A 15,514-nucleotide genomic window follows, 5' to 3' on the forward strand; every position below is an offset into this window, starting at 1 on the left:
ACCAAATCTAGTACATTTTATTAGTTTTATTATTTAAACGTATATGGCGTTATGAAGGTTATTAGGTGGGGTATTATTGGTTGTGGAGATGTTGCTGAGGTAAAAAGCGGACCAGCTTTTAATAGAATTGAAAATTCAGAATTAATTGGTGTCATGCGACGTAACCGGGCAAAAGTGGAAGATTTTGCCAAAAGGCATAATGTTCCTTATTGGACAGATAATGCCGATGATTTATTAAACCATAAGGATATTAATTCTATATATGTTGCAACTCCGCCCTCAACTCATTTAAGGTACGCTTTAAAAGCTTTGTCCCTAGATAAAAATGTATATCTAGAGAAACCAATGACTTTGACTTCTGTGGAAGCTGAGATGATCGGTGAGGCGGTAAAACAATCAAAAGGAAAACTAAGTGTAGCGCATTATAGAAGAAAATTACCGGCTTTTGTAAAGGTGAAAGAATTAATTGATGCTAACAGTATTGGTGAAATTTTAGTTGTAGATATACAAATTCTTCAGCCTAAAAAATCTAAAATAGTTGCCCAATCAGAAGAAAATTGGCGTTTGGATCCCAAGGTTTCTGGTGGCGGATTATTTTATGACTTAGCACCGCACCAAATTGATTTAATGTATCATTATTTTGGTGCTTTTAAAAGCATAGCAGGGTTCTCTACTTCAGTTACAAATGAGATGATAGAAGATACGGTAAACGGCATAATAGCGTTTAATAACGGTGTTCAATTTAGAGGGGTTTGGAATTTTAACGGATCTGAAGTTAACAATAAAGAAGAATGTATAATATATGGTACAAACGGTAATATAAATTTTTCTTTCTATGGTGAATGTGTGGTTTTAAAAACTAAAACCAGAAATGATGTTTTAAAATTTAGCAACCCTAAACATATTCAAGAACCTATGATTGCATCTGTGGTATCTTATTTTAATGGGGAATCTGAAAATCCTTGTTCTGTAAAGGAGGGGATTATAGTAATGAAAGCTTTAGAGAAATTAAGTGGGCGCCAGTAAATGATTTACCGATCACTTACCGACTTTGCCCAAAACTTAGCTATTAAATATTACGTTTTTTCAATTCTTCCACAGCATGGTTTGCGGCTCTCGCTGTAAGGGCCATATATGTTAATGACGGATTTTGATTTGCAGATGAGGTCATACAAGCACCATCTGTAACATAAACGTTAGAAACCTCGTGTAGTTGATTATGTTTGTTCAAAACCGATGTTTTAGGGTTATGTCCCATTCTAGCAGTTCCCATTTCGTGAATGCCACCGCCCATGTGAGATTTTCTTTTGTTGGCCCTTACATCTTTAAAACCAGATTTTTCCAGCATTTCTTGAGCTTGAATGATCCAATCTTTTTTCATTAGCCTTTCATTTTCCTTAAACTCGGCATCGAATACAATAGTGGGTAAACCATATTGATCTAGTTTGTCATAGTTTAGCCACATGTGATTTTCATGGTAGGGCAGTACTTCTCCAAACCCACCTAGATTTATTCTCCATCCGCCAGGTTTTAACATCTCTGCTTTATATTCTGCTCCGTATTGGTACTCCGGTATTACCGTACTATAATCACTACGGCCGGCACTACCTTGATATCCATAACCTCTAATGAAGTCTTTTGTACTTGATTTTGAATCTATATTTCTAAATCTGGGTATATAAAAACCATTAGGTCTTCTTCCTTTGTAATATTTGTCATCATAACCATCAATTTTTGCCGATGCGCCACCGCCTAACTGATGATCCATAATATTGTGGCCAAGTTCGCCACTTGCATTACCCATACCGTTTGGGAAAGCGTCTGATTTAGACTGCATTAATATTGCTGTAGATGCCATTGATGAAGCACAAAGAAAAATGACTTTTGCCTTGAATTCTATAACTTCTTTGGTCATTCTATCTATTACACGAACACCGGTTGCTTTCTTTTTATTTTTATCGTACAAAACTTCCGTTACGATAGAATTTGGTCTCAAGGTCATATTTCCAGTGGCTTCGGCCATTGGTATGGTTGAAGAATTGGAACTAAAATATGCACCATAAGGGCAACCACGTTTACACCTATTTCTGTTTTGGCAGGTTCCTCTACCGCCACCGGGTTTTGAACCTTCGGTTATATGGGCCACCCTACCAATGGTAAGCACTCTATTGTCATAATTTTTTTCAATACCATTTTTAAAATGCTCTTCAACACAATTCAATTCCATTGGTTTCAAAAAAACACTATCTGGTAAATGAGGTAGACCCAGTGATTCTCCACTTACACCAACGTGTTTTTCTACGTAGGTATACCATGGCTCAATATCTTTATAGCGAATAGGCCAATCAACACCTACGCCATCTTTGGCATTTGCTTCAAAATCTAGATCTGACCAACGATATGTTTGTTTGCCCCATATTAAAGAACGCCCACCAACTTGAGTACCTCTAATCCAATCAAAACGTTTGGCTTCGTCATAATCATACTCTGAGTCATCATTAAAAAAATGCCTCGTGAACTCGTCTATTTTCCAACGTGACTGTTTTGGGTATTTTGCTTTTACTTCAGAAGAAAGTGTGCCCGCATTTGGTACATCCCACGGGTCTAGGTGCATATGCGGGTAGTCAATTACATGATTGACCATTCTACCACGTTCAAGCACAAGTGTCTTTAGACCTTTTTCACATAATTCTTTTGCTGCCCAACCGCCACTAATACCAGTACCTACAACTATAGCATCATAGGTTTCGTCCATTATATTTTTTGACATTATAAATTTTTAGGGTTTATTCTAAAATTACAGTTTTGTAGTAAAGGTAGTGTCCTGTACTATACCGCAAACCTTAAAAGTAGAGGTAAATTGGTTTTAGAATTATTGTTGAACGGTTACTTTTAATGGGTTTTTTAGTCTTTCCGCAAACATGTTCAAATATCCGTTCCATTCTTTCTGCGACTTAAATTGATTACTTTTTTTCCAGCCAAAACCTGCATAGTATAAAGCCGTAATTTCAGTTACCTTAATATTTGCAAATAGATTACTTTCATCTTTTTTATCGGTAATATAATGGTCATAACCGGTCATTTTATAATCAGGCACTACAATTGCCGTACCTAACTCAGAATCATCATGTGGTTCCCAATAGCTTACCCAACCATTTTGGTCGTTTACCGCAATTTCTCCATCCTTGTCATGAAGCGTAAGTCCTGCGGATATAGTATCTGTACCCTTTATCGTAATCTCAAATTTTGACAGATTACTGCCATAATCCAGTGAGATTTTCTTTTCCTCGGAAATCATATTTCCATTTGCGTCCCAGTTTTCATAAGTTAATACAAAACTTGTTCTTATGGGTCCTGTAGTAATGGTTTTCCACGTGGTGAAGTTTTTAGAGTAATAATAAGTTGAATCTACTTTCTTTGCTATACCGCCAACACCTCGGCTAACACCAACATGAAAATTATCTAAACCCTCACCATCATCTTTATGGTAACTACCTTCGGTATTTAGTTCTTTATGATACCATTTATTGATGATTGGGTAGTCTACCCTTTTTAACCAAGCGTCTATACCGCTAGATAGTGTGCCGCCTTTAACACCATCTTCTTTCATTTTTTGAGCAACAGGGCCATATGTCCTAAAAGCTACCCTATTGTTCTCCCAAGCATAATCATCGGTACGCTCAGGTACAAATCTTGAATAACAAGCAGGTATAGTATCTGGTACTTTAATTTTTTCTTTAAAAATAACTTCAAAAGTCCTTTTGCTAAGCGGGGGCATTTTGGGCTGAAACAGAAGAATATCCATCCTATTATCACCATCTTTATCTACAACTTGCGATATTAATTCCTCCTTCGAATCTAAATCTCTGATTACTATGGTCTGATCTGAATCTTCAATTTTAAAATTATCCAAATCAACAGAAACAGTTTCAAAAGAACGATTTGTTCCCGAGGTATTTTCAATAACTATTTGTGGGTTGGACAAACCTTCTTCTTTACAGGAAAAAAGACAAATTAGTAAAGAGGAACTTAGTAATAGGATGGATTTTCTCATAAAACTCTATATTTAATTTTCATTACTTGGTTTACCAATAGTGGCTAAAATTCCGCCATCAACATAAACTATATGACCATTAACGAAATCACTAGCTTTTGATGCCAGGAATATAGCCGCTCCAGCCAAATCATCAGGGTCTCCCCATTTTGCGGCAGGTGTTCTATTAATTATAAACTCGTTAAAAGGGTGCCCATCTACCCGTATGGGCGCAGTTTGTGAAGTGGCAAAATATCCGGGACCAATACCATTGGTTTGGATGTTGTGCTTGGCCCATTCCGTAGCCATATTTTGGGTAAGCATTTTTAGGCCTCCTTTTGCGGCTGCATAAGCTCCAACAGTATTACGACCAAGCTCGCTCATCATAGAACAGATGTTTATTATTTTACCTTGTTTTCTCAATATCATACTTTTTACAACATGTTTAGATACTATGAAAGGACTTACCAAATCAATATCAATTACTTGTTTAAAATCTGCTACCTCCATTTCTTCTAAAGGAGTACGTTTTATTATACCGGCATTGTTTACTAAAATGTCAATAGGTCCTACCTGAGTTTGAATATCACTTATTGCGTTAATGACTTGAGATTCATCTGCTACATTGAATTTGTAGCCAACCGCATGAATACCTTCACTTTTATAAAGGGCAACGGCATCATCAATTTTTTGTTGAGATGAATTTCCGTTGACTACAATGATTGCGCCGGCTTTACCTAAACCTTTGGCCATGGCCATTCCTAGTCCGTGGGTGCTACCGGTTACCAAGGCAATTTTTCCTTTTAAATTAAACAGTTCTATACTCATATTTCTATTTTCTATCTTAACTCAGTTATTTTAGCAACGTCCATATCGTTATAATCTAAATTTTCTCCTGCCATACCCCAGATAAAAGTATAGTTGGATGTGCCTGAACCGCAGTGAATTGACCAAGGTGGTGAAATGACTGCTTCGTGGTTTTGCATCCAGATATGGCGAGTCTCTTGTGGTTGCCCCATAAAATGACAAACAGATTGTCCTTCTGGTACATCTAAGTAGAAATAAACTTCCATTCTTCTATCATGAACATGAGCGGGCATGGTATTCCATACACTACCGGTCTTTAACTCTGTCATTCCCATTTGTAGTTGACAAGTGGTTACTACGCCGCCAATAATCATTTGGCTAACCGTTCTGTGGTTAGCGGTTTCTAAAGAACCAAGTTCAAGTTTATTTGCATCGGCAAGACTAACTTTTTTGGTTGGGTATGTAGTATGTGCAGGTGCTGAGTTCAGATAGAATTTAGCTACATTTTTTTTGTCATCGCTCTTAAATGTAACTTCTTTGGCCCCCATACCAATGTAAAGTGCGTCTTTATGACCCAAACTGTAAACTGTACCATCTACCTCTACTTTACCCGAACTACCTACATTTATGATACCTAGCTCTCTGCGGTCTAAAAAGTATTTTGATTTTAGCGGATCAATGGCCTCAAGCTTTAGCGGTTCTACAGGTACTGCAGATCCAGCAATATACCTATCGTAGTGGGTATAGGTAAGATTGATTTTGCCTTCTTGCATTAAATTGTTGATTAAAAACTCTTCGCGTAATTCAGTAGTGTCATATTGTTTTACAGCTTCAGGACTGGAAGCATATCTAGTTTCGTATGATATTGACATTTTTATTGTTTTAATATTAGTTAAGTATTGATTTTCTAATTCCTAATTCAAGACCGCGTAGTTCCGCTAATCCTCTTAATCTACCGATGCCAGAGTAGCCTGGGTTGGTTTTTTTTGTAAGGTCATCTAACATTTTATGACCGTGATCTGGTCTCATGGGCATTCTTATATCTTTTCTGCCTACTTTTTTTCTTTTTTCCTGTTCTAGAATCAACGCTTTCATTACAGCGTACATATTTACATCACCTTCAAGATGGTTAGCTTCATGAAAATTTCCTTCGCTATCTCGTTTGGTACTTCTTAAGTGAATAAAATGTATTCTATCAGCTAAACGTTTAACCATTTCAGGAAGATCGTTATTCTCTAATACACCAAAAGAGCCTGTGCAAAATGTGAGACCACAGTTGGGGCTGTCTATAGCCCTATACAATTCAAGTATATCTTGTTGAGTACTTACTACTCTAGGCAATCCAAGTATTGGGTAAGGGGGGTCATCTGGATGAATGCACATTAAAATCTTGGCCTTCTCTGCAGTAGGCATGATATGTCCTAGAAAATCATACAAGTGCTTTTTTAGGTCTAAAGGCGTAATGTCTTTATAGTTAGCTAAAATACTATTGAACTCTGCTAAAGTGTAGCCTTCTTCGGCACCAGGTAGACCCGCAATAATATTATTGGTCAGTTTTTCTTTTTCACTTTTGGTTAAAGAATCAAAATAGGTTTTAGCTGAAGATATTTCTTCTTCTGTATAACTTTTTTCTGCGTTTGGTCTTTTTAACAAAAAAAGTTCAAACGCAGCAAAGGCCTTGGCTTCAAAACGTAGTGCAGTAGATCCATCTTCCATTTGATACTCTAAATCTGTACGTGTCCAATCTAACACGGGCATAAAATTATAACAGACAATATCTATATTGCATGACCCTAAATTGGCTAAAGTTAATTTGTAGTTTTCTACATAGTGCATATAGCCATCTGCCTGGGTTTTTATAGATTCATGTATAGGTACACTTTCTACAACAGACCACGTAAGACCTGCTTCTTCTATATAATCTTTTCTTTTCTGTATTTCTGATATAGACCATACCTCGCCATTTGGTATATGGTGCAATGCAGAAACTATACCTGTGGCCCCTGCCTGTTTAATATCAGAAAGAGATACTGGATCTTCTGGTCCGTACCACCTCCAAGTTTGTTCTAACATATTTTTATAATTGTTTTATACTCCACTAAATGCGCTAAATCCTCCATCTATTGGTACCACAACGCCGGTAACAAAGGCAGCGTAATCTCCGCACAACCATAATGTAGTGCCCACTAAATCTTCTGGTTCTCCAAAACGCCCCATAGGAGTTTGTTCTATTATTGTATTGCCCCTGGCAGTCAAAGAGCCGTCTTCTTGCGTTAATAATGCTCTGTTTTGGTCGGTTAGAAAAAAACCGGGCGCCAAAGCATTTACTCGAATACCAACTTTAGAAAAATGAACGGCCAGCCATTGTGTAAAATTAGAAACAGCTGCTTTTGCGCCACTATAAGCTGGTATTTTCGTTAATGGCGTAAAAGCGTTCATGGACGATATGTTCAAAATGCTACAGCCTTTACGGCCGATCATGTCTTTTGCAAATACCTGTGTAGGTAAGAGTGTACCAATAAAATTAAGATTAAAAGTAAACTCAATACCTGTAGTTTCTAGATTAAAGAAGGTCTTAAAGCCTTCTGTAGTATTTATCAAATCTTCTTCTTCTAAATATGGCTTACTGGTAGTACCCAATGGATGGTTACCTCCAGCTCCATTGATCAAAATATCACAAGGACCTAAATTGTCATTGACTTCTTTTTTTGCTTTCTCCAATGAACTTTTGTCAAGAACATTGGCTACAACCCCAATAGCTTCGCCGCCAGTTGTATTAATTTCATCTGCTACTCTTTGCGCTGCGTCTTTGCTAAGATCTAATACGGCAATTTTATAACTTTCTTTAGAAAGTGCTTTTGCCAAAGTGCTACAAAGTACACCACCAGCACCAGTTAATACTACTACTTTTTTTATCATTATGCTTTATTGTTTTGTTTTGTCAGCGTTGTTTTAAGTATCGTTTGACACTATTCTCAAATTTTAAAATTTTAATTTAAACGAACTAAGGACTTACTTGAACAATAGTACATTTTAAGGGGTCAATTCGTTCATTTTAAATATTACAAGTCTACTTTTTACTTTTCTTTTATGCATCCTGTAGTATCTTGTTTAATACAGATGATTTGAATGATTTTACCTTTAAAAACTATATCCTGAAGATTTTATTTGTGAAGAAATTTGAGTAAAATTATAGATGAAATTTTTGACAAAAAGGTCAGGGGTTAATAAGGTTATTAATTTCGTGTGCTAATTTTTTTAATATAACTAGTGTGTTTAAGTTTATCTAAAATTGCTTTTATTACTACCCTATTTCTAAAGAAGTTTACATTTTTAATAGTATGATAAATAGATTATACAAGTTGTGTTTTTTGCTATTGCCTTGGTTATGCTTTGCTCAAATTGAAAAAAACACTTATCAGTTTAAACACTTAAGTACTTCTGATGGTTTATCGCAAAGTTCCGTAATAACTATTGAGCAAGATGATTTAGGGCGTATGTGGTTGGGTACAAGAGATGGTCTTAACTTATATGACGGTAATGATTTTAAAGTTTACAGAAATGTTGCTTTTGATAGTACCTCTATTAGCAATAGTGATATACTTGCAATAAAAGAAGATAGTGATGGCTACATATGGGTAGGTACTTATAACGGTTTAAATAGATATGATCCTGTTAAAGATTCATTTAAACGATTTTATCATTTCAATGATAAAACATCACTTAGTAATAATACTATATGGGACATAGAAGAACTTTCTGATGGTAAAATTTGGATAGGCACATCAAATGGAGTTTCTATTTATGACAAAATCAATGATAGATTTACTAATATTTATACAGAAAATCCCAAGAGTAGTAGTGGGTTGCCTTCTAATTATGTTCTAAGTATAATAGAGGCGAAGAACGGAACCGTATGGCTAGGTACCTCAAAAGGATTATGTAAAGTAAGAGCATCAAAAGACCATAAATTTGATTTTACCGTTTTTAGACCATCTGGTAATGAAAAAGATCCTTTTGTTCAAGACATTTCCGCTTGCGATGAAAATACTATGTGCATTGCCACTAAGAATATGGGGCTGTTAAAATTTGATTTAATATCGGAACGTTTTTTACCAAATAAAACAATCAAGGAAAATGAAGATGTGAGAGCCGTAAGGGCTGGGGATAATGGAATGTTATGGGTTGGCAGTTCTAACGGAATTACTGTATTCGATAAAGATGATAATGCTAAGTCTATTACATATGAACCATCTGATGAAAATAGTTTAAGCCATAATTATATTAAATCCATTTATAAAGATAGAAAGGGTTCTATTTGGGTAGGTTCTTATTATGGCGGTGTAGATATTTGGGATATTTCTAATGCCAATTTTATCAATTATACTGAAAATTTTGGAAAAAAACGACTAGGACATAAAGTTGTAAGCTCTATAGTAAATGACGATAATGGAAATATATATTTTGGTACTGAAGGTGGTGGTCTAACTATTTTCAATAAAAAACAAAACCAAACAGATTATATAAATACTGTAAATTCAAATATGTTGCAGAGTGATAATATAAAATCACTAATGCTAAATAAAACAAATTTGTGGATAGGAACCTTTAATAAAGGAGTAAAAACCTATAATATAAAAACCAAAAGATTTAAGAACAATTTGGTGTCAGACCAGCTGAATCAATTACTTGATCAAGCAGGTGTATACGCTATTAAAACAGGTATAAATAATGATGTTTGGTTAGGTACATTTGGGCAGGGTGTAATCAAGTACAATACCAAAAGTAAATCTATAGATGAATTTGTACATTTTTCTGGTGAAAAAAATAGTTTATCCAGTGATCGGGTCAGAAGTTTATTGGTAGATAAAAATTCAAATATTTGGATTGGTACCCAAAGCGGTCTTAATCTTTTACCTCTTTCTGAACAAGGTTATTCCAATGCCAATGTTACTAGGTTTTTTTACGATCCAGAAACCGATTCGGGCGATGATATTCTTTTTGTTTTTCAAGATAGTAATGGTGTTATATGGGTTGGTATCAGGGCCAAGGGACTTTACCGATATGATGGTAGAAAATTTAAAAATATAAAGCTAAATTCCAATAATCAAATAACTTCAATTTATTCTATTCTAGAAGGTACCGATAATACCTTATTAATGAGTAGTAACCAAGGAATATTAAAGTATAATGTGCCAGAAGATACTTTTGTGGTCTACACTAAGAAGGATGGCCTTGTTGGTAATGAGTTTAGTAGTGGTGCTGCTTTAAAAATTGATAAAACAAAATTTTATTTTGGAGGGGCAGAAGGTGTATCTTATTTTGATGCAAGTAAATTAGCCAGAAATAATTACGCTCCTCAAGTTATTTTGACAGATTTAAAGGTTAAAAATAATTCTATTTCTGTAGATGGGGAAAATAGTATTTTAACGCAAAGTATGCCATTTACCAAAGAAATAGTTCTAGAATATGACAAAGCGAATTTTTCAATAGATTATTCTATACCCAATTTTATAAATCCAGATAGTAATCAATACCAATACCGTTTGGTAGGCTTAGACGATAATTGGATAATTACCGATCGTACCAGGGCTAACTATACCATACAAAAACCGGGTAAATATATTTTTGAGGTAAAAGGCGCTAATAATGACAGACTATGGAATGTTACGCCAACATCATTGGTTATTTTGGTAAAACCGGAGCCATGGTTAAGTAGTTGGGCGCTTTTTCTTTATACCTTATTTATAGTTATGGGGCTGTTTGGGCTCTATAATATTATTAGATCAAAAACCAAGCTTAAGCATAAATTACAATTAGAGCATTTAGAAAACGAAAGAAACCAAGAGGTCAACGCTGCCAAACTGCGTTTTTTTACAAATATATCGCATGAATTTAGAACTCCTTTAACCCTAATTACAGGTCCATTACAGCAGTTGCTAGAAAATTATAAGGGTAGTAGAGTTGTTTACAAAAAACTTCTGGTCATTGAAAGTAATGCGAATCATTTATTACAGTTGATCAATAGATTAATGGATTTTAGAAAGCTTGAACATAAAAATTTTACGCTTGAAGCGGCAGAAGGTAATTTAGTAAAATTCTTAAGGGAAATATACTTGTCATTCTCAGAATTCGCAAAAGTTAATAATTACCAATATTCTTTTGAAACAAGTAATGATGAGATATTGGTTTATTATGATAGATCTAAGCTAGAGCAGGTATTTTATAATCTTATTTCAAATGCATTTAAATACACTCCGGTCAATGGTACTATAGAAATTGTTGTTAAAAAAGAAAAACAGTCGGTAATAATTAAGGTAATTGATTCGGGTCCGGGTATACCTCATAAGTATAAAAGTAAAGTTTTTGAACGCTTTTTTGAAGTCCCAGAATATGTTTCTGCCGATTCTGTTCAAGGCACAGGTACCGGTATAGGGCTATCCATTGCAAAAAGTATTGTTGAACTTCATAAGGGTTATATTTCTGTCCAAAATGGAAAAAATAGCGGTAGTGTTTTTGTTGTAGAACTTAAATTAGGAAGTGCACATATTCTTGATGAAGAAATAATTCAAGATTTTAAGTTTAGTGATGACCTAGGTTTATATACTTCGCAATTAACAGATACTTTATTGGAGAAGTCTTTTCTTAATACAGAAACAATAGTCCTTGATAAGGAGCGTGATGTTGTACTCTTGGTAGAAGACAATGTACCCCTTAGAAGGTTTATTAAAGACTTATTGAAAGATTCTTATAACATTCTTGAAGCAAATAATGGTAAAGAAGCTATGGTCACCGCATTAAAATATATACCCTCATTAATCATTTCAGACGTGATCATGCCGGAAATGGTAGGTACAGAACTTTGTGCTAAAATTAAGGAAAACATAAAGACCAGTCATATACCTGTAGTGTTATTAACCTCTAGAACCTCTTTGTTATATAAATATGAAGGTCTGGAAAGTGGGGCAGATGATTACATAAGTAAACCTTTTAACGTAAAAGAGTTTAAATTAAGAGTAAAAAATTTGATAGATTCTTCAAGTAGAATGAGATCTAAATTTGCTGCAGATCAGAATTTTGCACCCAATGATATAGCCATTTCTTCATTAGATGAGCAATTACTTAAAAAAGCACTCTCTATTGTAGAGGAGAATATTTCAAACGATCAATTTGATATCATAACCTTTAGTACCGAACTTGGTATTAGTAGAACCTTATTATTTACAAAAATAAAAGCTTGGACTAATTTTACCCCCAATGAATTCATTCAAGAAATTAGAATGAAACGTGCTGCTCAGTTATTGGAGAAAGGAAGTTTAAATATATCTGAAATAAGTTATATGGTCGGATATAAAAATCCGAAATACTTTAGCAAGTGCTTCCAAAAAAAATACGGTTTAAGTCCTTCTGCATATATTGATAAATTCTCAGAAAATCTATATGATATAGATTAAATACTAGTATTTACAAGGTTTTTTTAGGTGAATATGTATTTTTGACCCCCTATTTTTGGATTATTATTATCAGATATATACATAGTTTTGAAAACAAGGAGATATTCTAATTCAATAATTAGTATTCCATTTTATCTATGTTGTTGAAACAAGAAATCTGATGTATTAATAATCAACAAAACTCAAAAAATCAAACTTATGTTAACACATGAAAAAACAAAATGGATCAAAATGCTACTTTTTAGTTGTTTTTTGATCATAACTGGCTTAGGTTTCGCCCAAGAGAGTTATAATTTATCTGGTACGGTAACAGATGAGCAAAATTTTCCTGTACCTGGAGCCAGCATTGTCATTAAAAATACAACTACCGGAACTTCTACTGATTTTGACGGTAATTATTCAATATCCGCTAAGAAGGGCGATGTTTTAGAGTTCTCATCTATAGGTTATGCCAAAAAATCAATAACATTAAATGGTGAAAAGGTATTAAATGTAATTCTTGTTGAAGATGCCAGTCAACTGGAAGAAGTGGTAGTGGTTGGTTATGGATCACAAAAGAAAAGTGATATTACCGGTTCGGTTTCTTCGGTTAAGGCAGAAGAACTTGCAGCTTTCCCCGTATTAAATGCAGAACAAGCGCTACAAGGGAGGGCTGCCGGTGTAGCGGTTCAGTCAAACAATGGTGGTGAACCAGGTGCTCCCATTAATGTAAGTATTAGAGGTAATACCTCAATTGGTGCAAGTAGTGCGGCGCTTGTGGTTGTAGATGGTTTTGTAGGAGGTTCTTTACCGCAACCTACTGATATAGAATCTATAGAGGTTCTAAAAGATGCTTCAGCAACGGCTATTTATGGATCTAGGGGTGCTAACGGAGTTATATTGGTAACAACTAAGAAGGGGCGTAGCGGTAAAATGCAGATAGAACTTAATAGTAGTTACTCATCACAAAACGTTTCCAACCGATTAGACTTGTTAAATGCAACGCAATTCGGTGCTTATCGTCAAGTAATTAATCCTGCATATGTACAAGGTAATGCCGAAACAGATTGGCAAGATTTAATATATAGAACTGGTACAGTTGAAAATCATCAACTTTCGTTCTCTGGTGGCTCTGAAAAAATAAATTATTATGTATCCGGTAATTATTTCAATCAAAAGGGGGTTGTAATCAATTCTGGATTCGAACGATTTTCATTTTTAAGTAATATAGATGTTCAGGCTACCGATAAGTTAAAACTTGGTTTTAACGCTTATGCCAATAGAGGTACAAAAGATGGCGTTCAAAGCCAGGCAGGTAGCGGCGGCAGTGGGGGAGGAGATGTGATTTCTACAGCCTATCGTTTTGCACCAGATACACCAGTGCAAGATGAAAACGGTGTTAATACTACAAATCCTGTTGGTGATCAGTTCGATAACCCTTTTGCGATAGCTACAGAATCCATTGATGAAACTAAAACCGATGATTACAGGGCTAATTTCTATGCTGATTATACAATTTTAGATGGTCTTTCCTTTAAAACGACTTTTGGATTTAGTTCTGAGAATAGAACAAGAGGTAGATTTTTACCTTCTACCTTAATAGGGCAGGCAAGTGTTCAAGGTGGTATTGGTAGTGTAGAGTCTTTAAAAGGTACCAATATTCTTTCAGAAAACTACCTAACGTATACCAAAGAGATCGGTAAAGGTAATTTAACGGCATTGTTAGGGTATTCATATCAAAAGTCTAGAAATGAATCTTATGGGGCAGCGGCACAAAACTTCATTAGTAACAGTTTAAGCTATTTTAATTTAGGTGCTGGCTCAGATATACAAACTCCGTTTTCTTCTTTGACAGAACAAGAGATCATTTCTCAGTTTGGTAGGTTTAATTATGAATATGATGATCGTTATTTAGTGACTTTTACAGCTAGACGAGACGGTGCTTCTAATTTTTCAAAAAATAATAAATATGCTTTCTTTCCTTCAGGAGCTCTTGGTTGGAGAATTTCTAACGAGCAGTTTTTAAAGGATAGTGAAACAATTTCTAATTTAAAGTTACGTGCTAGTTATGGTGTAACCGGTAACCCGGCTATTTCACCTTACCAATCTTTAGCAAATTTTGAAAGTATTTACTCTAATGTTGGCGATCAGGTCGTAAATGCTGTGGTTCCTGAGCAATTGGCGAATCCTAATTTAAAATGGGAAACATCATATCAAACTAACTTGGGGTTAGATTTAGGTCTAATTAACGATAGAATTGGGCTAACGTTAGATTTCTATACGATAGATACAAAAGATTTGATATTGGGGGATTCCTCTGCTCCAGAATATATAGGTTTTGCAAATTTAACCTCTTTACGCAATATTGGTGAAATCAATAACAAAGGTTTTGAAATTACTTTGAATACCAAAAATATCGTAAAAGAGAATTTTTCTTGGTCTACAGATTTTAATTGGTCGCGCAATAGAAACGAAGTTGTGGCTTTAGTTGATGGTCAAGATATATTTTTAGATTCTTCACCAGGATCATTCTTGCAAGATGAAACGCACCTGTTAAGAGAAGGTGAGCCTGTAGGCGTATTTTGGGGCTATGAATATAGAGGAGTAAATCAAGGTACACCTGAACCTGGTACGGCTGGTTATCCAAACGCAGTTGCCGGTGACGAATTATTTTCAGATTTAAATGATGATGGTGTAATTGATGGTGATGATCGTAAAATTATTGGTGACCCCAACCCAGACTGGCAGGCAGGTCTTAACAATAGCTTTAGGTATAAAGATTTTGATTTAAATGTTTTCTTTCAAGCTTCGGTAGGCGGTGACATTTTTAGTTATACTTTCTTGGAGTTGGCTTCTGGCGAGTCTAATGCAACCACAGATGTTTTAAATGCATGGACCCCGTCTAATACCAATACCAATATTCCTTCGGCGGCAGTTCGTGAAAAACGTATCACAGATCGTTTTGTATATGACGGTAGTTATGTACGATTAAAAAACCTGTCACTTGGATATAATATTCCGTTTGATGTCGCTAATAAAATTGGAATGAACGGCATTAGGCTGAGTCTTAGTGGACAAAATTTGCTAACGTTTACAGACTTTCCGGGTACAGATCCCGAAGCTAGTTATAGAAGTAGCGGTAACCAAAATAGTAATACCAATAGAGGTTTCGATTATGGTAGTTACCCTAATATTAGATCTTATACAATATCAGTAAACTTAAAATTCTAAAGAAAAAAAT

General features: G+C 35.0%; 9 protein-coding genes. 3 read left to right on the plus strand and 6 right to left on the minus strand.

Going from position 1 to position 15,514, the window contains the following annotated elements:
• The first annotated feature begins 51 nt into the window (after positions 1–51).
• Positions 52–1,026: a Gfo/Idh/MocA family protein gene (locus QZ657_RS04150; protein ID WP_291962610.1), complete on the plus strand. Its 975-nt coding sequence runs from the start codon at positions 52–54 to the stop codon at positions 1,024–1,026.
• 43 nt (positions 1,027–1,069) lie between these two features.
• Here QZ657_RS04150 and QZ657_RS04155 read toward each other — a convergent pair whose 3' ends face one another.
• The 6 genes from QZ657_RS04155 to QZ657_RS04180 all read right to left on the minus strand — a co-directional run bounded on the left by QZ657_RS04155 (position 1,070) and on the right by QZ657_RS04180 (position 7,759).
• Positions 1,070–2,770, minus strand: coding sequence for a GMC oxidoreductase (locus QZ657_RS04155; protein ID WP_291965146.1), 1,701 nt, complete (start codon positions 2,768–2,770; stop codon positions 1,070–1,072).
• A gap of 102 nt (positions 2,771–2,872) precedes the next feature.
• Complete coding sequence (locus QZ657_RS04160; RefSeq protein ID WP_291965148.1) at positions 2,873–4,054, minus strand: DUF4861 family protein; 1,182 nt, start codon at positions 4,052–4,054, stop codon at positions 2,873–2,875.
• A gap of 12 nt (positions 4,055–4,066) precedes the next feature.
• A complete protein-coding gene (locus QZ657_RS04165; protein WP_291962605.1) occupies positions 4,067–4,861 on the minus strand; it encodes a gluconate 5-dehydrogenase in 795 nt (264 codons plus the stop codon).
• Positions 4,862–4,872: 11 nt separating this feature from the next.
• Positions 4,873–5,712, minus strand: a complete 840-nt coding sequence (gene kduI, locus QZ657_RS04170) for a 5-dehydro-4-deoxy-D-glucuronate isomerase (RefSeq protein ID WP_276471836.1) — start codon at positions 5,710–5,712, stop codon at positions 4,873–4,875.
• Between the two features lie 16 nt (positions 5,713–5,728).
• Positions 5,729–6,913 carry a mannonate dehydratase gene (uxuA, locus tag QZ657_RS04175; RefSeq protein WP_291962603.1) on the minus strand — a complete coding sequence of 395 codons (1,185 nt, stop codon included), beginning with the start codon at positions 6,911–6,913 and terminating at the stop codon, positions 5,729–5,731.
• A gap of 15 nt (positions 6,914–6,928) precedes the next feature.
• Positions 6,929–7,759 carry an SDR family oxidoreductase gene (locus QZ657_RS04180; RefSeq protein WP_291962601.1) on the minus strand — a complete coding sequence of 277 codons (831 nt, stop codon included), beginning with the start codon at positions 7,757–7,759 and terminating at the stop codon, positions 6,929–6,931.
• 422 nt (positions 7,760–8,181) lie between these two features.
• Here QZ657_RS04180 and QZ657_RS04185 point away from each other — a divergent pair, with 422 nt between their 5' ends.
• Positions 8,182–12,294 (plus strand): two-component regulator propeller domain-containing protein, encoded by a 4,113-nt coding sequence (locus QZ657_RS04185; RefSeq protein WP_291965151.1) that lies wholly within the window; start codon positions 8,182–8,184, stop codon positions 12,292–12,294.
• Positions 12,295–12,492: 198 nt separating this feature from the next.
• Positions 12,493–15,504: a SusC/RagA family TonB-linked outer membrane protein gene (locus tag QZ657_RS04190; protein WP_291965152.1), complete on the plus strand. Its 3,012-nt coding sequence runs from the start codon at positions 12,493–12,495 to the stop codon at positions 15,502–15,504.
• Positions 15,505–15,514 lie beyond the last annotated feature (10 nt).

This window comes from Maribacter sp. (assembly GCA_020629415.1).
Lineage (GTDB): Bacteria > Bacteroidota > Bacteroidia > Flavobacteriales > Flavobacteriaceae > Maribacter > Maribacter huludaoensis.

Coding starts and splice junctions, on each gene's coding strand:
- QZ657_RS04150 (WP_291962610.1), top strand. CDS start 52: ATGAAGGTTATTAGGTGGGGTATTATTGGTTGTGGAGATGTTGCTGAG.
- QZ657_RS04155 (WP_291965146.1), bottom strand. CDS start 2,770: ATGTCAAAAAATATAATGGACGAAACCTATGATGCTATAGTTGTAGGT.
- QZ657_RS04160 (WP_291965148.1), bottom strand. CDS start 4,054: ATGAGAAAATCCATCCTATTACTAAGTTCCTCTTTACTAATTTGTCTT.
- QZ657_RS04165 (WP_291962605.1), bottom strand. CDS start 4,861: ATGAGTATAGAACTGTTTAATTTAAAAGGAAAAATTGCCTTGGTAACC.
- kduI (WP_276471836.1), bottom strand. CDS start 5,712: ATGTCAATATCATACGAAACTAGATATGCTTCCAGTCCTGAAGCTGTA.
- uxuA (WP_291962603.1), bottom strand. CDS start 6,913: ATGTTAGAACAAACTTGGAGGTGGTACGGACCAGAAGATCCAGTATCT.
- QZ657_RS04180 (WP_291962601.1), bottom strand. CDS start 7,759: ATGATAAAAAAAGTAGTAGTATTAACTGGTGCTGGTGGTGTACTTTGT.
- QZ657_RS04185 (WP_291965151.1), top strand. CDS start 8,182: ATGATAAATAGATTATACAAGTTGTGTTTTTTGCTATTGCCTTGGTTA.
- QZ657_RS04190 (WP_291965152.1), top strand. CDS start 12,493: ATGTTAACACATGAAAAAACAAAATGGATCAAAATGCTACTTTTTAGT.